Here is a 20,223-nt window from a genome sequence, read left to right as displayed (position 1 = left end):
AATTCAACAAAAATCAATCTATCAGTTTAACGTTTCTCGGGTATTACTCTCTACTGATAACTCGATAATTGGCATCGATAGCGCGTTTAACTGAGGCAAAATTTTAGCTTTATCGCCTACTACAATAATTTGCATCTTATCAAGATTCAAATATTGCTTTGCCAAGGTATCCATCGTTTTCTTATCAATATTGTTGATAATAGCAAGCTGCTCTTCACGATAGCCTTTATCAAGACCATAGCTAAGCAATTGCCTTAAAAAGCGCGCTTTACTGGTAGGTGTTTCAAATTCAAGTGCGTCGCTTAACGTAAAGGCATTGCGCATGAACGCAATTTCTTCCTCGGTTACACCTTCAGTGCGGTAGCGATTAATCTCTTTTAAAATTTCAGCGATACCTTCACCTGTGTTAGCAGCAGTGAGATCGGTACTTGCTTCAAACCAGCCAAGGGTTTTGCCACCAACGAAACCACTATTTGCTCCATAGGTGTAGCCTTTATCTTCTCGAAGGTTCAGATTTATGCGGCTATTAAATGCTCCCCCTAATGGGAAGTTCATCAGGCGAGACTTAAAGTGATCGCCTGTCGCATCAAAAGGTAAACTTCTATCAACAATAAATACTACCGACTGAACCGCTTCTGGGCTATCCACTAGGAAAATTTGGTTTTCTTCGTACTTGGGAAAGTCGCTGTAATCAGCAAATTCATAGGTATTCCCCTTCCACTGACCAATAAAGTCTAGTGTATTCACCATGTCTTTTTTCGGTAAGTTACCAACAACGACGATACTCGCTTTATCTGGCGAATAGTAATTGGCATAAAACGTTTTAACATCTTCCAACGTGATATTCTGCACAGTTTGCAGCGTGCCTTCATCCGGCAGGCTGACACGGTTCTCTTCACCAAACAAAACGAGGTCACGCGCGCGGCGGGCTAAGCTAGACGGCGTTTTCGCTTGTTGCTGCAAGCCTTGTACAACACGCTCTTTCATGCGGTCAAAATCTTCTTGAGTGAACGCAGGGTTGAACAGCTTTTCTTTTAATAGCGCTAGGGTTTCATCTAAATGCTTGGTTAAGGTAGAGACGTAAACTTGTGAGTATCTACCTGCAGTACTAAATCGGATAGCGCTACCCAGTTTTGCAAGTTCGCTAGCTAATTCTTCATTGCTGTAATGCTTTGTAGTTTCATTCATAAGTAACGCGGTTAAGTAGGCCGTACCCGCTTTACCTTCAGGGTCTAGCAACATGCCGCCATCCATACCTAATGTAAGCGTTACCGTTGGCGTTTCGGTGCTGGTTACACCAAGTATTTCAATGCCGTTAGCAAGTTCAGATTCCCAATAATCAGGAACTTCCACAACCGGTGCCTCACCGGCTTTCGGCATTACGCTTCTATCAAAGCTAGGGGCGGTATTGGTAGATAGGGCACTGGAAAAGGCTTCGTCATCAGACACATCTACCGTATCGATTTCAATATTTCTCACCGGACGTTCAAAGGTCTGCTTAGCCGCAGCGAGCTGAACCTTCCCTTTTGGCACCACGCTTAACACAACGCTGTTGGCGTCTTTAATGTATTTATTGTAAACACGCATAACGTCTTCAGCAGTTACGGCGTTGTAGCGCGCAATATCTTCGGCAATCAAATCTGGCGTTTGGTAAAAGGTTTCGTTAGCGGCGAGGGCTGACACTTTGCCAGACACACTTTGTAAGCCAAATACCGTACGCGCTTCAATTTGTCCTTTTGTACGCGCCAAATCATCTGCCGTGACACCACGTGTCTCAAACTCTTTTAGGGTTTCATTCAGTACGTTCTGAAGAGTAGAAAGTGAGGTAATTTTTGCAGGGTTAGCCAAAGCGAGTAGCTGAAATTCACAGGCAAGTTCGCGGCAAGGGTGAGACACCACGGCTTGCACCGCCATGCCTTCTTTGACTAGGTTTTTGTAAAACAGTGAGGTTTTTCCACCGCCTAAAATATCGGCCAACACGTCCAGTGGCGCTTCGTCTTCATGGCGACCATACACTGTAGGGTAAGTTATTTGCAGAAGCGGAAGATGAACTTTATCTTCTAACGTTACATAACGGGTTTCGTCTAGCGTTACTGGCTGAGGCTCAGGCTCTTCTACTTTCGGTCCTGTTGGGATTTCCCCAAAGTACTTGTTCACCCACGCTTTGGTTTTGGCTACGTCGATATCGCCACCAATAGTTAGGACCGCATTGTTCGGGCCATACCAGCGCTTAAAAAAGGCTTTTAGGTCATTGACGTCAACGCGGTCTAAATCTTCTACATAGCCGATAGTCATCCACGAGTATGGATGCCCTTCAGGATATAGTGCTTCACCATTAAGCTCGAAACGCAATCCATAGGGCTGATTGTCCACTCGTTGCGCACGCTCGTTTTTAACCGTTTCTCTTTGGTTTTCAAACTTAGTTTGATCTACGGCCTCTAAAAGATAGCCCATTCTGTCAGATTCTAGCCAAAGGACTTTCTCCAATTGGTTAGCCGGTACGGTTTCAAAATAGTTAGTGCGATCGGTATTGGTTGTGCCGTTTAAGTTACCGCCCGATTCTGTAATAACCTTAAAATGCTGCTCATCGGCAACGTGTTTTGAGCCTTGAAACATCATGTGCTCAAAAAAGTGAGCAAAACCCGATTTACCTACCTCTTCTCGCGCAGAGCCAACGTGATAGGTAACGTCAACATGAACCAGTGGATCAGAATGGTCTTCGTGGAGAATGACGGTAAGTCCGTTTTCTAATGTGTACTTTTCGTAAGGAATAGACACGGTGTTCGACGAATCAGCTACTGTGCTTAGTTGGTTATTCGTCTTCTCTTCCTGTACGTGCTGACACGCTGTTACTGCAATGACGCCTATGGTCATAACGAAGGTACGTAGGGTCAGTTTTCCTGACATGATGATTCCTTTTAAATTACTACACATTCTTTACTCTGCCTTTTCACTCTGTATTCACTGAGTGGTACTTGGCTTATTGGGTGAAAACAGAGGTTGCTATCTCTATAGCGCAAGCGAATTTTCGAAGACTACCAGACTTTTTAGCGCTTTACTTGCTTCGACTTTGCTATGATTGTATTAATTTGTGTATTTCTGAAATACACTTACACTTCATAGTCTTTTGTAAAATAGGCTTTAGCCAGTTGAATTCGCTAAGTGGTACGAATGAACTGACAAACGGTTTCCATTTGGAATAGAAATAGCCCAATAGAAGTTGCGAAATAAAAAGGATAGTTGCATGGATCAGTCAACAACAGTAGTCGATATTGATTTTGGAATGTCACAGCTAAGTGGTAACAAAAAACTGTTGTTCACCCTACTTGGTAAGTTTACGGACGAATACCGTTCTCTTGATGCTGACTTGCAGGCGCATGTTGCTAAGGGTGATTTTAATGAGGCTTACTCTCTTGTTCACACACTAAAAGGCGTGACAGGAAACCTAGGGCTTTTTGCTTTGCACAATGCGAGCAAGCCTGTAGAAAGCGGCTTTAGAAACGACAAACGCGTTGCTGAACAATACCCTGCTTTTATCGCAGTACTTGATGAAACCATTGCTGCGGTTGATGCGTTGATCAAAGAGCCAGAAGTCACAGCTTCTGCCCCGGCACCGGCGAATGGAGCAGCAGCTGAGCAAGCGCGAAAACAGTTAATGACAGCGCTGAAAGCGAGCGAGTTTATCGCCCAGGACAAACTGGATGAATGGCTAGATGCCCTTGCCCTACCACAAGAAAAGCGCTCGGCTATTATCGATGCGGTAGACGAACTTGACTATGAAGAAGCCATTTCAGAGTTAGAAAATAGCTAGTGCAGCCGATCCCCGTTCTCTTTGAAAATACAGACCTCATTATTGTTAACAAGCCTATTGGCATTGCTATGCACGATGCCACTAATGAGGCAGATGTTAGAGAAAATATTGCCGAAAACGGCGAACCAGAAAAAATAGACGGCATTGTCACCCGATTAAAAAAGCAGTTAGCCGTAACAGAACTGCATCTATGCCACCGCTTAGATACGGGCACGTCGGGCTGCTTGTGTCTTGCTAAAAATGCAGCTGTAGCCGGAGAAATTGGCGAGCTTTTCTCATCACGACGTGTGAGCAAATACTACTTGGCGCTAAGTGATCACAAGCCTAAAAAGAAACAAGGCACGATAATGGGCGACATGAAAAATCGTCGAGGCGGCCAGCGGATTTTGCTAAAAACCACAGAAAACCCGGCTATCACTCAGTTTTTCAGTAGCGCGGCTAAGCCCGGTACCCGAGGGTTTATCGTTAAGCCTCACTCGGGGAAAACCCATCAAATTCGTGTGGCGCTTAAAAGCATTGGCGCACCTATTTTGGGTGATACACTTTATGGGGGTGAGACATCAGACAGGCTGTATCTTCATGCATGGCATTTGCGCCTACCTTTGTCTTCTGGTGAATTATCGGTTACTGCACCTTTCGATACAGGTGAAGTCATAAACGAAGCCGATGTGCAGACTTGGTACAATGGGCTTAATGCGCCTGAGACTTATCCATGGCCTTCCCTGCCCGCACGCTTTTTGCCGGCGTGCTAGGGGAAAACGCGAACGGCCTAATAGGTGCTAACCTAATAGGTGCTAATAGTCATAAGAAAATAGAAGCTACTTTGAATGTTTAATAGGTGCTAATGGGTAAACTACATATAGTTGGCGGCGGTGCCATAGGAAGCCTCATTGCTGCAAGCTCCCAGAAAAATGGCGTGCCGTATGACTGCTACCCCAGAGACATGAAAACCATGCCCTCTTGCGCACAATGGCAAAACGGCCAAACCACTGCGCTAAAACCTGCGAAGCCTTCACCTATCGTGTTACCTAAAAGTGATGTGCTGATAATCCCCTTAAAAGTATATCAACTTAAAGCAGCCCTATTGCAATGGCTTCCCTATCTCACACAACAACCTACCGTTGTGCTGCTTCACAACGGTATGGGCGGACTTGAGATCGCAAGAGATTTACTAGGCGGCGATTATCCGTTGCTTCTTGCTACAACCAGTCATGGCGCGTTAAAAGTAAGCGCGTCGAGCGGCGATTTTCATGTTAAGTATACTGGCGTTGGCGCAACGCAAATTGGCGCGCCTAATGTAGATAAGCCATCACCTCAAACAATGGCCGCCCTCTCACAAATAGCGCCACAGCTAGCCAGCGCAATTGCGACGTTAGATAAGGCTCTTCCGCCAGTGCAATACCAAAATAATATTCTAAGAGCATTGTGGACGAAGCTTTCCGTTAATGCTGTGATTAACCCACTAACGGCGCTTCACAATATCCAAAATAAGCACATTGCTAAGCCTGAATTTGAACAAAGCCGTATTTCAATTTGCAATGAGTTTACTCAGGTAGCGGATGCTTACGGGCTAGATTTTGATGCACTGTCAGTTCATGAAAATGTGCTGTCTGTAGCCAAGGCGACCGGAGAAAACTACTCAAGTATGCATCAGGATGTGGCCCACGGTAGACAAACAGAAATAGACGCCATCAACGGTTACATTGTAGATATGGCAACAAAAAAGGGTATTCCCGTTCCCGAGAATACCCTTTTAGTAGAGCGTGTTAAGGCGCTGAAGCTTTAACAGCGCCGAGCACCTAAATCACGCTATTTGAGGATTAAGATTATTCTTGTTCACCCGCTTCTTGCGCGTCTTTTGGCGCCTGAGGCTTCATGTGTGGGAACAAGATAACATCTTTAATTGTTGAGCTATCAGTAAATAGCATAGCTAGACGGTCAATCCCGATACCTTCACCCGCCGTTGGCGGCAAACCATATTCAAGCGCGCGAATGTAATCGTCGTCAAAGTGCATGGCTTCATCATCGCCTGCATCTTTTTCTTCAACTTGCTTCGCAAAACGTTCCGCCTGATCTTCCGGGTCGTTAAGCTCGCTAAAGCCATTCGCTAATTCACGTCCACCTACAAAGAACTCGAAGCGGTCGGTAATGAATGGGTTGTTGTCGTTACGGCGCGCAAGCGGCGATACTTCCCACGGATATTCTGTAATGAACGTAGGTTGAATAAGCTTCTCTTCTGCTGTTGCTTCGAAGATTTCGCAAAGGTACTTACCCGCACCCCAAATGCCGTCAACTTCAGGCTCTTTAATGTGAAGCTGTTTCGCCATTGCTTTAAGCGCGTCAAGATTCGCCTCTGGGTCGCGGATAGCTTCCTCGTTAGCTTCTGGCCAGTACTTAAGAATAGCTTCGCCCATGCTTAAGCGGTCAAACGGCTTACCAAAATCGTATTCAACTTCAGACGTTACGTTGCCTTCAGCGTCTTTAGTTGTGTTTTTGATAATGCTTGTACCAAGAATATCTTCTGCCAGCGTGCGCAGCATATCTTCTGTCAGGTTCATCAGGTCATTGTAGTCAGCATACGCTTGGTAGAATTCAAGCATAGTAAACTCTGGGTTGTGACGGGTTGATAAGCCTTCGTTACGGAAGTTACGGTTAATTTCGAATACACGCTCAAAACCACCAACCACTAGGCGCTTAAGGTAAAGCTCTGGTGCAATACGCAGGTACATATCGATATCTAACGCATTGTGGTGAGTCACAAACGGCTTCGCCGTCGCGCCACCAGGAATAACCTGTAGCATTGGCGTTTCTACTTCAAGGTAGTCACGTTCGGTAAGATAATTGCGAATACCGTTTACGATCTTGCTACGGATCATGAACGTTTTGCGCGTTTGTTCACTTGTGATCAAATCAACGTAGCGCTGGCGATATTTCGTTTCTTGGTCACTCAAACCGTGGAATTTTTCTGGCAATGGACGAAGTGCTTTGGTTAGCAACTCGTATTGCTCCATGTTCACGTAAAGATCGCCTTTACCTGACTTATGCAGGTCACCCGCCACGCCAATAATGTCACCAATATCCAGTGCACCATATTTTGCTTTAAGGGCTTTTTGCGTGTCTTTATCTGCATATGCCTGAATACGGCCAGTCATATCTTGAAGCAGCATGAAAGGGCCACGCTTTGCCATAATACGGCCAGCGATGCTTACTTTGTTACCCTGCTCTTGTAGCGTTTCTTTGTCGAATTCACCGAACTTAGCTTGAAGCTCATCCGCATAGTTTTCGCGACGGAAGCTGTTTGGGAAACCGTTTGCACGGCACTGCTCGCGAATAGCGCTTAGCTTAGCACGGCGCTCTGCAATCAATTTGTTATCGTCTGTTTGTTGGTCAGTCATAACCTTTCACTTCGTTGTTCGGTTTACAGCCCAGATTTCAGGCTGGCTTCAATAAATTTGTCCAAGTCGCCATCCAGCACGGCTTGAGTGTTACGTGTTTCCACGCCAGTGCGCAAATCTTTAATGCGAGAGTCGTCCAAAACGTAAGAGCGTATTTGGCTTCCCCAGCCGATATCAGACTTGCTGTCTTCCATCGCTTGTTTTTCGGCGTTTTGTTTTTGCAGTTCAAACTCATAAAGTTTGGCTTTTAACTGCTTCATCGCCTGATCTTTGTTTTTGTGCTGCGAGCGGTCGTTCTGACACTGCACCACAATGCCCGTAGGTTCATGGGTAATACGTACCGCTGAATCTGTTCTGTTTACGTGCTGGCCACCCGCGCCCGATGCGCGATAGGTGTCTATACGTAAATCAGACGGGTTGATTTCAATATCGATGTCGTCATCAATTTCAGGATATACAAACGCAGATGAAAACGACGTATGACGGCGGTTGCCCGAGTCAAACGGCGATTTACGTACTAAGCGGTGTACGCCTGTTTCTGTGCGTAGCCAGCCAAACGCATATTCGCCCTGAACGCGCAGCGTAGCACTTTTAATGCCCGCGACTTCACCTTCCGACACTTCAATAAGTTCCGTTTTGAAACCGTGCGCTTCGCCCCAACGCAAATACATGCGCAGCAGCATATTGGCCCAATCTTGTGCTTCTGTACCACCAGAGCCCGACTGAATATCAATATAGCAGTCGTTTTCGTCGTTAGGGCCAGAAAACATGCGGCGAAACTCAAGCACTTCTAGCTGCTCAATTAAGCCTTCAAGCTCACTTTGGGCCTCAACGAAGGTATCTTCATCTTCGGCTTCAACGGCCAATTCAACGAGACCTTCAACGTCTTCAGTTCCCTGATCGAGCTTGTGGATCGTCTCTACGATTTGCTCCAAGGCCACTTTTTCTTTGCCAAGGGCCTGCGCTCTGTCTGGCTCGTTCCAAACGTCAGGACTTTCTAACTCTCGGCTAACTTCTTCTAAACGCTCTGACTTTGCATCAAAGTCAAAGATACCCCCTAAGCGCTTCAGTGCGCTCGCGGATATCTTTTATCGCATTCATAACGGGGTTTATTTCAAACATAGTCCGCTTATTTCGTTAAAAATTTAAGACCGCGGATAGTACCGAATTTGAAGGAATTTTGATAGGGGTTGGCGCAAATATTGCGAAGCTCAATTTGCTTGGCACAACGTGTGCTTTTCAACCATTAAAGACGAAATAAACATTTTTGCAGTTCAACTGCTTACCCCAAGCATTGGTTATGGTGTCAAAGGCCATAAGAATAAACTTATACAAGGTTGCATGCGTGCGGTGCTAATAATCAATGCACTGTTCTAACGCAATCACGCTTTCCATGAGTGTGCATTAGGGCACTGTAGAAGCCTTGTAAACGTCAAATGGAAAAACTAAAGGGAAAAGTATGTCATTTAATAATTTGTCTTATGCTGTTATCGGTGTATTGCTGGGCTTGCTAGTACTCGCATTGGGACAACTATTTGACTGTCAAAATCTAGCCGGCGCAACCATGGCCCTACAATGCCCCGACGGAGCCCCCATTTCAAAACTATGGCTGGCAACCTCAATGCTTATTGCGGGAAGTGGTATAGGTGCTTGGCTATATAGAAACCGTCACTTCTAAGCGCGCTTAGAAACGCATTTAACAGTTAATGTTAACCAACATCATGCCAGCGATAACACATTAAAGGGGCGGTGCCCCTTTAATGCTCAACGCGGCCTTATTACATCAAATCAACTATAAAGCTATTTGATAAACGGGTAATCCGTATAGCCTTTCTCAGCACCGCCAAATAACGTATCGGGGTTGTGCTCATTCAGCGGTACATTATTCGCTAGTCTGTAGGGTAAATCTGGGTTCGCCACAAAAGGTCGACCAAAACCAATCATATCTGCCCACCCTTCTGTCAGCGCTTTTTCCGCACGCGCTGTATCGTACTTTCCGGCATAAATGAGCAGACCGCTATAGGCTTCACGAATAGCCATCTTGAATGATATTGGCATTTGCGGCGCATCATCCCAGTCGGCTTCGGCAATATGCATATAGCCAATCTTGAAACTATTAAGCATGGAAGCAATCGCAAGATATGTCTCTTCGGGATTGTCGTCGACTGTCCCGTTTAATGTTGTTAGGGGCGCCAAACGTACACCTACTTTATCAGCGCCAATTTCCTCAGACACAGCCTGCACCACTTCTTTCAAGAATCGAATACGGTTCTGTACACTTCCGCCGTATTCATCAGTTCTTGTATTACTTTGAGAATCGATAAACTGGTTAAGCAAGTAACCATTAGCCGAATGCAACTCAATGCCATCAAATCCGGCATCTACGGCATTGCGCGCCGCAACGCGATACTCTTCCACCACGGCTTTTATATCTTCAATGCTCATTTCTCGGGGCATGACCGACTCAACAAAGCCAGGGTTGCCGCCTTCATCAACAAATACTTTTACGCCTTTTGCTTGAATCGCCGATGCGCTAATTGGCTGCTGCCCCTCTGTATTTGAAGGATGGGATACGCGGCCCACGTGCCAAAGTTGCGCAAACATCACACCACCCGCTTCATGAACTTTATCTGTTACCAACTTCCAGCCATCGATTTGCGCCTTGGTATAAATACCCGGCGTCCACGCATAACCCTTACCGAGTGCCGAAATTTGTGTGCCTTCACTCACAATAAGCCCTGCACTTGCGCGCTGAGCGTAATATTCAGCCATAAGGGTGTTGGGCACATCTCCCGGCTGTGTTGAGCGGGAGCGGGTCATTGGCGGCATAACAACCCGATTGTTCAGCGTTTTTCCAGCCAGCGATAGGGTTTCAAATAATTTCATAATACGATCCTTTGAACTTTATTCTTGCAATTTACACGTTTAGATAACGGTAAATATAAGGCCCTATAGCTGGCTTAGAACCCGTACTTTTAACAAAGCACTTTTGCATTTTTCACAAAAGTACCGGTGTATTTCGACGACGTTATCCCAAATTTCATGCATCTCCTCTTGACGCAGAAAAAATTAAGCTTACACTTGTGCGCTGAGTTAGCGTACAAGTGTAAGCTAAAATATTTTCATCCTTTTTGTATTTAAGATATTCCGACGAAATACAGGTGTGATTTCTACATTGAGACTATTACTAGATAAATTCACTGATCGCATTTTTCACCATGCCTCTTGGAAGGGCTACTGGGAAGTGCTGATGCAGCAAGTTAGACCCGCGTGGCGCGATGGGTATTTCAGAGCTAGGGTCGTGACCGTAAAAAAACTGAGCACGGATATGCTCGAGGTGTTACTTATACCAGAGAGGTCTTGGCCAACGCATGTTGCAGGGCAACATATCGCATTAACCATAGAAATTAATGGCAGGCTCACCACTCGCGTGTTTACCATAGCGAGTGGTGCTAACACCCGACAAAAAGAAAAGCAGATTCGTCTTGTAACCAAGGTTAAAGCTCAGGGCGCATTAACACCTTATCTTCACTCTTGTGTGCCTAATCAATGGGTAAATATCTCAGCCCCTATGGGGGAATTTATCTGGCCGAAGGTTGAAAAGCCCCTACTTATGATAGCGGGCGGCTCAGGTATAACTCCTTTCATTGCCATGCTTGACGATGCCGTCAACAACGCGCAGCTAAACCATACACCGGTACACTTACTTTATTTTGCTAAGCCGGACGAGCATGTATTACTCAATGAATTATCAGCGTTCAGTCAGCGCTGTGAGCACTTCACCTATGATATTTTGAGCAAGCAAAAAGACGGAGACGTAGAAGCGCATCTGTGTAACTTTGCCAATGCACACTGGTTAGTGTGTGGTCCACATGCCATGTTCGAGCAAGTTGAAAGTTATGCAAAAGCGATCAACGTGCCTGTTTCGAGCGAGCACTTCGCTGCGCTTCCTGTGGTGAGCAACACCAGCCTTACCGAAATCGAAACCTTTTCCCTGGTACACAATGGCCAATCTTTGGCTATCGACAATCAGCAAACCCTACTTATACAACTTCAGCAAGCAGAACAACCTGTGACTTATGGCTGTGGCATGGGAATTTGTCATCAATGCCAATGTGTTAAGAAACGGGGCGTAGTGAGAGATACCCGCACGGGTGAGCTTTCAGATAGCGCAGAGCAACTTATTCAGCTGTGTGTATCACAAGCCGTTACTGATTTGGAGATTCAACTATGAACACCAGCGTTGCAATAGACAACCAACACCGTGAAGAAGCCATCGAACAGGCGCATTCTCCGATAAGTGAAACCAAAGCTATTCGGTCAACGAGCACTAAAGAGAAACCGAACTACGAGTTACTTGCCGCTCAGCTTGATGAAATTAAAGCTGACATTAAACGAAAAGTGGGCGCTGAAGATGCGGCCTATATCCGACGTATTATTCTTGTTCAGCGAATTTGCGAGTGGAGCGGACGGATACTTTTAATGTTGGGGTTCATTCAACCGCTGCTCTGGGTTGCCGGCGTATTGAGTTTAGCTACAGCAAAAATTCTCGATAATATGGAAATAGGCCACAACGTAATGCACGGCCAGTACGATTGGATGAACGACAAACACATTAATTCGAAAGGCTATGAGTGGGATATTGCCTGCGATGGTGCGAGCTGGAATCGCGTTCATAATTACGAGCATCACACGTATACCAATATTATTGGGAAAGACAGAGACTTTGGCTACGGCTTGCTTCGCCTGTCTAACGATTTTAGATGGCGTGTAAAAAACCTATGGCAGTTTGCGACTTACATCGTACTTAGTGTTTTATTTCAGTGGGGTGTGTCGTATCACGAAATGGCCGCTGAGCGGGTCTTTTTTGGAAAAAAGAAGGACAACCGTAATAATCAGGTTACCCATAATGAACTTAAGAAACGCTTTTTTAGTAAAGGCGCACGTCAGTTAGTAAAAGATTATGTACTATTTCCTTTATTAGCTGGGCCGTTATTTTTATGGGTATTTACCGGCAACCTTATCGCCAATTTGCTACGCAATTTATGGACATCTACTATTATCTTTTGCGGCCATTTCACTGGCGACGTGGAAACGTTTAAACAAGAAGATTGTGTTAATGAAACCCGAGGGCAATGGTACTACCGACAAGCGCTGGGCTCGTCGAACATAAAGGGCGGAAACCTGTTTCACGTGCTTACTGGGAATTTAAGCTTTCAAATTGAGCACCACCTGTTTCCAGATATCCCAGCCAGACGCTACCGAGAGATGGCCCCCAAGGTAAAAGCCGTATTCGAAGAACACGGCATGCACTACAACACTGGCAGCTTTTTAAAACAATACGCCAGCGTGTTAAAACGCATTATTCGCTACTCTTTCCCTTAACCAGTTGAAACCCTAACCAGCCGGCCATGGCGCTTGCGCTGGTTAGGCACGTGCCCCACGCCCAGTCAATCAACATAATAAACAAAGTAAAACCTTCAATAATGCTGTACGCCGTTAAATTGTAGGCGCCATAACTGGCCAACCCTAGAAGCGCGCCATCGATCCCTGCATAAAGTAACGACTTATCTCTGTTCGCCACCACAGCAAGTACAAACACCACACATCCATACATGAGGTAAAAAACCACCCAAGGCCACGTGATAAATTGACTTCTAAGCAGAGGAGCCATTTCACTTTGATACCAGCCATCCGCAATAACGCCAAGCCACAAGAAGTCGAGCACACCAAAACACACAAAGATTGCAATTAACGACACGACGATGTTTTTCGCAAAGCGAATGATGTTGGAAAGCATGGAACCTATCCCTGTAAATAAGCAAATTGCGGATGCAAGTGATTTAAAATATGAATACGCAAGTGTTGCACAATAAGCGCATCACTTGAATGATAATTCAAGGTAATGCGCATGGGATGGTAATTCACTTAGCTTTTAGATACTCAGCTTTTCATTTTCGCAGCAAGTGTTGCACGCAGAGTTGCAGTTGGACGACCAAGTAGTGATGATAGGGTGCCGCTGTTATCTTGGAGCCACCCCGAGGCGGCGTAATGCTCTGAATCTGCTAACGCTGCTGCCATACCTTCAGGCAGCCCAGCTTTAATGAGTGCTTCTCTATAAGCGCTCTCATCCATGTCTAAAAAACCAATATCTTCGCCGGTAATTTCAGATAGGGTGGAAGCATACTCCATAAGCGTAAAACCCGTGTCGCCAGCAAGCTCATAAATTTTACCTGCTTGATTTTGCGATGATAGAAGAACGGCCACTGCGGCGTCTGCATAATCTTGTCGGCTAGCGGTAGACAAAACTCCCTGCTTTGCAGCGCCTGCCACCGCTCCCATTTGTAGTACGCCATCTACATTATCGGTGTAATTTTCCGTGTACCACCCATTTCGAAGAAACACGAAAGGCGCTGACACATTTTTAAAGTAAGCCTCGGTTTGTTTATGTTCTTGCGCTAACAGCAAAGGAGACGTATCTGCTTTCAACAAACTAGTATAAGCAATGAGGCTAACGTTTTGTGCCATAGCTGCATCTATTACCGCTTTGTGCTGCTCAAAGCGTTTCCCAAACTCTGTACCTGATATTAGCAACAACTTCTCAACACCCTCAAAAGCTGACTTAAGCGTTTCCGGGTTGTTATAGTCGGCCTGTCGTACTACTACTCCCAACTGCTTTAATGCGTGTGCGTTATCAGGGTTGCGCACTAGTGCAACAATTGTGTTTGCCTTCTCTGTATTAAGCAGTGTTTGAATAACTTTTTGACCTAATTGTCCGTTAGCGCCGGTTACTGCAATCATAATCTATCCTCTATCAATTAAATGAGTACTGGTTGAACACAGAGGTGATTATGTGCGTGAAACACTGTTATGATAAGTAGACATATATAGAACAAATTGTCACGAATATGAGTACAATTAACTATTCACATCTTAAGGCACTCGCCATATTTGCCAGCGTAGTAGAATGTGGAAGCTTTGCGGAAGCTGCCCGCCGTTTAGGCACCAGTCGATCTAGAGTTAGCGAGCAAGTGGCAGGTTTAGAAGCATCTCTTGACGTGCGATTACTGCAAAGAACTACTCGACAGCTCATGCTTACTGACGAGGGAAATGCTGTATTTTCCCATGCGAAAAAGTGCCACGAGATTTTGCATGGTATTGATGAAGAGCTGCGTCAAACAGCGCCAAAAGGAAGAGTATCAATAACAGTCACCAACGACATTGCACACAAGTTTTTATTACCGTTGCTGCCTGAGTTCAAGCGCCGCTATCCTGAAATAGATTTACACATAGTGAGCAGTGACGATAAGCTCGACCTTATCGCTCAGAATATTGATGTAGGACTTCGAATTGGTTTGCCACGAGACGACTCGCTCGTCGGTAGGGTCTTATATCAAGAACAATTCGCCTTATATGCTAGCCCTGATTATCTCAAAAAATATGGTGAACCTAAGACTATTGCAGAACTTAATAATCATACCTGGATTTTGCTATCTCAGTTAAATTCACGAGTCATGCATTACCTAACGCTGGACAACACACCAATCGACGTTACACCCAAACATTACGAGCTGTGTAATTCTCCTCACCTTGTTCAAGAAATTGTCAAAGCAGGATTGGGAATATCTACGCTGCTACCTTCAACTGTGCAAAAAGAAGTCGCATCTAACGAACTTATACGAATTTTCCCGTCACTTGGAAGTGAAACCTTGTTGTTTACCTTGGTTTATCCTTCTCGTAAGCATGTGCCAAGCCGTACCCGAGCACTTATTGACTATCTGGTTGAGACTTGTCGCTTCGGCAATGCCGCTTCTTTTTGATGTAAAATGCATAACGTAATGAGTGTTGCTTGTAACGATACGCTCGTTATGAAGTTTGCATACCGAAATGCTTTACTTAAAACTTACACTGGGTGCTGCAACTAAAGAGGCGTTTGAATCTCAAAGTGACGTGGTTCAAATAAGCGTTAAATAAAATGAATAAAACACTATTAGTAATAACGACCTCTTTGATTGTCTGTGCGTGCGCTCATAGGCCACCACCTTTAGACATGGATGAAATATTTTTTGAAACGAAGATCAAGCAAGACGGTACCAAGCTCTTCGCCTTTAGCATTCCATTAATGCAGCATCGTGACAGTGCCAAAGGTGGCGGTAAAGGCGGCCGTGGTCAGGGAGGCGAACGAAGTGGTCGTGGCGGTCGCCAAGGACAGGAAAGTCGCGAAGGCTCGTCACATAGCAGCGATAGAATGACTGAGCAACTTTATACATCTCTAGAAGAGAAACTGGATGAGACCGGTTATTGCCAAACGGGCTTTCTAGAAATAGATACACACCAAACCGAAGATAGGCTTCACCTATTAGGTGAGTGCAATGAAACGGCGAGCGAACTGGACAGAATCGAGTTCCCCAACGCTAATTAACCCGCGTTGTTGTGAAGCGCATTGCCGATGGCGTGCGCTTCATTCAACGTTCGTTTGCTAAACAACCTCTTAGTCAACACACAAGGTATGCTCCACAACGCCGTTAGACACATAGGCTCTACAGCCGAATAAGTCCGTGCTTTCTAAACACACGCCGCGCGCCTTTTCTCCCGCTTCCATATTATTATTTTTCGTAACACAAGCCACTTCGCACTCGCTGCTGTCATTACACGCATTACCAGCATCGTTTGCTGGTAGCACACAAGCATGCGCCTGCTGTCGGCCTACTTTCTTCCAGTTACCACCGTGTTTATCGCACACTTTTTCAGACTCAATGGAATAGGCCTGCTGCACCAAAGGCAAAGAGGTATCAACAACTTGCTCTAATCTTTCGACGTCTTCAACACTCGCGATTGGCTCATCAATAGGTTCTGGGGGCTGAGCGCCACAAGCAGACAACGCTGCACACACGCCTGCTATTAACCAGATCCTAAAACGCTTCTGTGCTCTACTGCTTGCTTGTTTCATTTTTTCTCTCAATTTATTTTACTTTTTAAACCACTACTATTTAAGCCCCACATTACTTAAGACCTAATTTATTAAGACCGCTGCTACTTATGACAACCGCTATTAGATAAGTTCTTATTTTGTCGATAAATCCTTATTTGCTTATTGCGCTATGCCTAATAAATTATCAAACCTATGAAATTTTAGTGCTACCTCGACGGGTCTCTACATACACTTCGCAAAACTAGCAGTATTTACGGACGCTTTATGACACTAAACCAAACCGAAAACATGGTCACCGCATTGCTCACTTTTAGCTTCGCAGTTCTTGGCCTAACATTTTTATTGGGTGCAAACCCCAATGCACTTATCGCTACATTTAATTTCTACTCGTTAGACACTGTGTTGAGCGAGAGTGCCCTTGGTGCTTTTTCAGGTATCGCATTGCTGTTACTACCGTTAATGACCATTGCAGCACGTTTTGACCTTGTATCAGCAAAAGCAGTAACACTATATGCCGCTTTTGTAACTGCCATTCCATTGCTGACGTTATTATCACCAACAAGATGGATGGCCGATTTAGGGGGCTTCCCGATTATTGGCAGCGGTCAAGGCATCATCAAGTACTTCGCAGTATTACCGCTTTTCCTATTCTTGTTTTATCGCGAAAAATTTTCGCACAAGCAACTGACATACCTCAACTTTGCTCCTGTAGCCATGGTCTTATTATGGATAGGAGGCATGAAGTTTTTCGAGTTTGAAGCTAATGCAATTGTGGGGCTAGTTGAAACATCACCGTTTATGTCGTGGCTATATGCTGTGTTTAGCGTACAGGGGGCATCGAATGTAATTGGTGGATTTGATGTCCTCTTTGCATTGCTATTGGGCGCGGGCATCTTTTCTAAGAACAAGCCGGTGATCATTGCGAGCGGACTGGCTTGTTTATCGGTTTTTCTGATGACACAAACGTTTTTGTTTACTGTACCGGATACCTTTAACAGCACGACTATCGTCAACCGCCTAGGTCAGTTCGTTATTAAAGACCTTTGGTTTGTCGCTAATCTTGCTGTGGTGGCTTACTTTACGCTGTTCGAGGCAGTTTCACGAGATCGCGAAGAAGCGCAGTTGGGCCAATCGCCACAGTAAGGCTTTACGGCAAAGTCAGGTTAAAGATGTTGTAGTAATTAACCACTACCCCACTTATCGTTTATTCGAAAATGGTCACTTGGTTGCGGCCATTTTCTTTTGCAGTGTAAAGTGCTTGGTCGGCATGGGTTAACATTCTGTCGTGATCTCTCGCGCCATCTGCACTTGCTACACCAATACTGATTGTGACTTTCAGCGTTTGCGCTATAAAACTGAAATCATGTGCTGCCACGATTTTTCGAACATGATCCATAGCTACCCTTGCATTTACCAAGTCATATTCAGGTAACAACACAGTAAACTCTTCGCCGCCCCACCTTGCACATTTAGCATAATGCGGAACTTCGCGATTTAATATACGGGCCACCTCAGTAATGACTTTATCCCCTACTAAGTGAGAGTACTGATCATTTACCTGTTTGAAATGGTCAATATCGATAACGGCAAGACATAGAGGAGATTGTTTCGCTTTAGCCTCTTCAAAATATTGTACAAGCCAGCGGTCGAATGCTCGTCTATTTGCAATACCGGTTAGATCATCGTGAGTTGCTTGGAACTCGAACCGCTTGGTTTGTAATTCTAGTGATCTGGTTTGTTCATCGACCCTTTGTTTTAAAATCATTTCTGATTTTTTCAAGTGATGGAAACGTACTTTATAAAGTGCATAGATAACAAAACAGAAGAAAAGAAAAACCGAGAATTTAAAAGCAAATGTCTGATAAATGCTGGGTAGCACGCGAATAGAAAATGGTGACGTAATCTCTTGCCAGGGACCACCAATATAACGAGCACGTACTTTAAACTGATAACGACCAGGTGCTAAATTAGTGTATTCAGTCATTCTAAATTGATGACGGTTAACCCAATCTTGGTCATATCCTACTAACATAGCCTGATACTCTATACGCGAAGGCATAGCGAAACCCAACCCTGCATACTGAAACGCAACTCGCGTGGTTAACGGCGTTACGTCTACTTCCCTTTTATCCGTATCAAATTGCTGGTCAGCACCGTCCAGTAGTACCGCCTCTATACTTACCGGAATAGGGAATTCACTCAACATGGCAAGGTTTGCAGGCGTTACTGTGGCGAGCCCTTTCGCAGTAGGAAGCCAAACATTTCCGTCTACATCAACAAACTGAGATGGCTGTGACCCACCATTGATTTGAATACTCGCCAGGCCATTTTCTTCCTTAAAATGTTCAAATTCCAATAATGCACTTGGATATGTCAGACACTCCTTAAGACTTGATAGTGAAGTGAGAATGACCCCTTGGTTTGAACTTAGCCATACACCGCTGTTGTGATCTATACCGATTGAAAACAGTTTATCTACGGGAAGCCCCTGCGACTTTTCGATTACACTAAGTGCCTTAGTAGCATTGTCAAAATACGCAAGTCCTCTATCGGTTGTAATCCAAGTTCCCTTTTCAACAACGCTAAAACTGAACGCGTGCTGCGCATCTGAATGTTCAGGAAACGAAACTACGTGCACAATACCCTGTTGGATATAGGCGAGCCCTATCCCTGTAGCAATCCAGATTCGTCCTTCACGGTCTTCTGCCAAGCCCATCGAAAAATGGGCAGGTAGCCCATTTTGTTCATTAAAATGGCTTAGCTTTCCATCTGGTGTTTGTTGAACTACACCTTGCGCCGTGGCATACCAAACACTGTTATCACTCGCTAAAAGAATGGCCCTTACTTCATTACTCGGTAACCCTAAATGTCTATTGAGGTACGGAGTAAGTTGGTCGTTTTCATATCGCAGTACACCTTTTGTATAGGTGCCAACTAACGTTACCTCTTCAGTTACTGCTGCCAAACTCAGTACAGAAAAAGCTTCACCCGTAGTGAGCGATGCGCTGGAAAACGCATCATTGGAAAATATATCTAATCCAGCACTTCCACCTGATAAAAGTTTGCCATCAGACGTTTGCAAAACAGTTCGCAAAAAGTCTCCACTCATTCCTTGGCTTTGCGAGAATGTGGTAAATAGCGCAAGACGCAGCCTAAACAAACCACCATTAGTGCCAATCCAGATATTTTTTTCCAAATCTTCAAGCAGTGAAAAAACGCGGTTATTGGGAAGACCTGCTGTCGCATCCAGTTTTTCTAGGCCTAAGTCACTTAGACGATAAAGGCCATGATTGATGGTGCCTACCCAAATGCTATTTTGATGATCAAGCAAAATACTACTAATTGATTTGTCGGCAAGTGAGCTGTGAAGTAGCCCGAAGGTACCGTTTGTTTGCTGCCAAACACCGTGCTCTGTGCCAACTAAAACACGTTTTTTGCTATCAAGAGCGAGAGTAAATGATGGACCAGAGAGTATGTTGTGGTCGGGTACAGCTAGCTGAAATTTATCGTTTATGTATTTGAATAACCCTTGGTTTGTTGCAAACCAGATTACGCCAAATCCATCTTCGATTATGCGGTAAGCACTCGAATTTACAATGTATTCTTTTTGCGTGCCGTCAGGCGTTCTCATTGCAATCCCCGAGTCTTCCAGCGCAAACCACAACACGTTATTACTGTCTCTGAATGCATGATTAACCATTGAAGACAGGGGCGCTTGAGCATGCCACTGCTCTGCGATAAGCGACGTTACACCGCCTCGGTTTCCTGCCACAAGTAGCTCGTCGCGGGGCTTGTTGTAATACAAGCTTCGAATGCCGGAGTCTGGTAATCCTGTTTGCGCGCCGCGGGTAAATACAGTGAACTGCTGACCATTAAACCGAGCAACACCTTCCCAAGTACCCGCCCATAGATACCCATTGGACGTTTGTGCTAATGCGTGAATACTATTGTGAGGAAGCCCGTCTTTCGTTCCCCACGATTGAGGGAAATACCGGTTGAGCGGCATGAGCTGAGAAGACTCTACCGAAAAGCCATCTATGGGTATCACCCACAGCAAACACATCACAAAAGTGAGAGACACAAAC

Annotated in this window: 17 protein-coding genes; 9 read left to right on the top strand and 8 right to left on the bottom strand. The window is 45.1% G+C overall.

Going from position 1 to position 20,223, the window contains the following annotated elements; all coding sequences use genetic code 11:
* Positions 1 to 21: 21 nt before the first annotated feature.
* Positions 22 to 2,907, bottom strand: a complete 2,886-nt coding sequence (locus tag BZA03_RS01045; RefSeq protein ID WP_110287739.1) for a pitrilysin family protein — start codon at positions 2,905 to 2,907, stop codon at positions 22 to 24.
* A 337-nt stretch (positions 2,908 to 3,244) separates the two neighbouring features.
* On the opposite strand from BZA03_RS01045, the gene BZA03_RS01040 reads away from it, so the two are divergent.
* The 3 genes from BZA03_RS01040 (at position 3,245) to BZA03_RS01030 (ending at position 5,597) form a co-directional block, all read left to right on the top strand.
* Entirely contained in the window at positions 3,245 to 3,811 is a 567-nt protein-coding gene (locus BZA03_RS01040) for an Hpt domain-containing protein (RefSeq protein WP_014948751.1), read from the top strand.
* Positions 3,811 to 4,563, top strand: coding sequence for a pseudouridine synthase (locus BZA03_RS01035; protein WP_110287738.1), 753 nt, complete (start codon positions 3,811 to 3,813; stop codon positions 4,561 to 4,563). The genes BZA03_RS01040 and BZA03_RS01035 overlap by 1 nt, the downstream gene beginning before the upstream one ends.
* A gap of 92 nt (positions 4,564 to 4,655) precedes the next feature.
* Positions 4,656 to 5,597, top strand: coding sequence for a ketopantoate reductase family protein (locus BZA03_RS01030; RefSeq protein WP_110287737.1), 942 nt, complete (start codon positions 4,656 to 4,658; stop codon positions 5,595 to 5,597).
* A gap of 40 nt (positions 5,598 to 5,637) precedes the next feature.
* Here the strand turns inward: BZA03_RS01030 and lysS are convergent, their stop codons facing one another.
* Positions 5,638 to 7,206 (bottom strand): lysine--tRNA ligase, encoded by a 1,569-nt coding sequence (lysS, locus tag BZA03_RS01025; RefSeq protein ID WP_014948748.1) that lies wholly within the window; start codon positions 7,204 to 7,206, stop codon positions 5,638 to 5,640.
* Between the two features lie 23 nt (positions 7,207 to 7,229).
* Positions 7,230 to 8,328, bottom strand: a protein-coding gene (gene prfB, locus BZA03_RS01020; protein ID WP_101563798.1) for a peptide chain release factor 2 whose coding sequence is annotated in 2 segments (ribosomal slippage) — positions 7,230 to 8,252 and positions 8,254 to 8,328 — 1,098 coding nt in all. Because the reading frame shifts where the segments join, the coding sequence is not laid out codon by codon here.
* Between the two features lie 337 nt (positions 8,329 to 8,665).
* On the opposite strand from prfB, the gene BZA03_RS01015 reads away from it, so the two are divergent.
* A complete protein-coding gene (locus tag BZA03_RS01015) occupies positions 8,666 to 8,884 on the top strand; it encodes a hypothetical protein (protein ID WP_110287736.1) in 219 nt (72 codons plus the stop codon).
* Positions 8,885 to 9,006: 122 nt separating this feature from the next.
* Here BZA03_RS01015 and BZA03_RS01010 read toward each other — a convergent pair whose 3' ends face one another.
* On the bottom strand, positions 9,007 to 10,092 hold the full coding sequence (locus BZA03_RS01010; protein ID WP_110287735.1) for an alkene reductase: 1,086 nt from the start codon (positions 10,090 to 10,092) through the stop codon (positions 9,007 to 9,009).
* A gap of 289 nt (positions 10,093 to 10,381) precedes the next feature.
* Between BZA03_RS01010 and BZA03_RS01005 the strand changes: the two genes are divergently transcribed.
* Entirely contained in the window at positions 10,382 to 11,440 is a 1,059-nt protein-coding gene (locus tag BZA03_RS01005; RefSeq protein ID WP_258364561.1) for a flavin reductase family protein, read from the top strand.
* Positions 11,437 to 12,591: an acyl-CoA desaturase gene (locus BZA03_RS01000; protein ID WP_110287733.1), complete on the top strand. Its 1,155-nt coding sequence runs from the start codon at positions 11,437 to 11,439 to the stop codon at positions 12,589 to 12,591. The genes BZA03_RS01005 and BZA03_RS01000 overlap by 4 nt, the downstream gene beginning before the upstream one ends.
* Here BZA03_RS01000 and BZA03_RS00995 read toward each other — a convergent pair.
* Together BZA03_RS00995 and BZA03_RS00990 are read right to left on the bottom strand one after the other, a co-directional pair.
* Complete coding sequence (locus BZA03_RS00995) at positions 12,569 to 13,006, bottom strand: DUF2177 family protein (protein ID WP_014948742.1); 438 nt, start codon at positions 13,004 to 13,006, stop codon at positions 12,569 to 12,571. The genes BZA03_RS01000 and BZA03_RS00995 overlap by 23 nt on opposite strands.
* A gap of 143 nt (positions 13,007 to 13,149) precedes the next feature.
* On the bottom strand, positions 13,150 to 14,007 hold the full coding sequence (locus tag BZA03_RS00990; protein ID WP_110287732.1) for an SDR family oxidoreductase: 858 nt from the start codon (positions 14,005 to 14,007) through the stop codon (positions 13,150 to 13,152).
* 107 nt (positions 14,008 to 14,114) lie between these two features.
* Here BZA03_RS00990 and BZA03_RS00985 point away from each other — a divergent pair, with 107 nt between their 5' ends.
* Positions 14,115 to 15,026, top strand: a complete 912-nt coding sequence (locus BZA03_RS00985) for a LysR family transcriptional regulator (protein ID WP_110287731.1) — start codon at positions 14,115 to 14,117, stop codon at positions 15,024 to 15,026.
* A gap of 230 nt (positions 15,027 to 15,256) precedes the next feature.
* Positions 15,257 to 15,628, top strand: a complete 372-nt coding sequence (locus BZA03_RS00980) for a hypothetical protein (protein WP_110287730.1) — start codon at positions 15,257 to 15,259, stop codon at positions 15,626 to 15,628.
* A gap of 69 nt (positions 15,629 to 15,697) precedes the next feature.
* Here the strand turns inward: BZA03_RS00980 and BZA03_RS00975 are convergent, their stop codons facing one another.
* Positions 15,698 to 16,156: a hypothetical protein gene (locus BZA03_RS00975; protein ID WP_101563781.1), complete on the bottom strand. Its 459-nt coding sequence runs from the start codon at positions 16,154 to 16,156 to the stop codon at positions 15,698 to 15,700.
* A 246-nt stretch (positions 16,157 to 16,402) separates the two neighbouring features.
* Here BZA03_RS00975 and BZA03_RS00970 point away from each other — a divergent pair, with 246 nt between their 5' ends.
* A complete protein-coding gene (locus tag BZA03_RS00970) occupies positions 16,403 to 17,281 on the top strand; it encodes a DUF417 family protein (protein WP_014948737.1) in 879 nt (292 codons plus the stop codon).
* 61 nt (positions 17,282 to 17,342) lie between these two features.
* On the opposite strand, the gene BZA03_RS00965 is transcribed toward BZA03_RS00970, so the two are convergent.
* Positions 17,343 to 20,201 (bottom strand): diguanylate cyclase, encoded by a 2,859-nt coding sequence (locus BZA03_RS00965; protein WP_309146366.1) that lies wholly within the window; start codon positions 20,199 to 20,201, stop codon positions 17,343 to 17,345.
* Positions 20,202 to 20,223 lie beyond the last annotated feature (22 nt).

Origin of the sequence: Alteromonas sp. I10, assembly GCF_003201515.1 — a bacterium.
Lineage (GTDB): Bacteria > Pseudomonadota > Gammaproteobacteria > Enterobacterales > Alteromonadaceae > Alteromonas > Alteromonas macleodii.
This window is presented reverse-complemented; position numbering and strand designations above follow the sequence as displayed.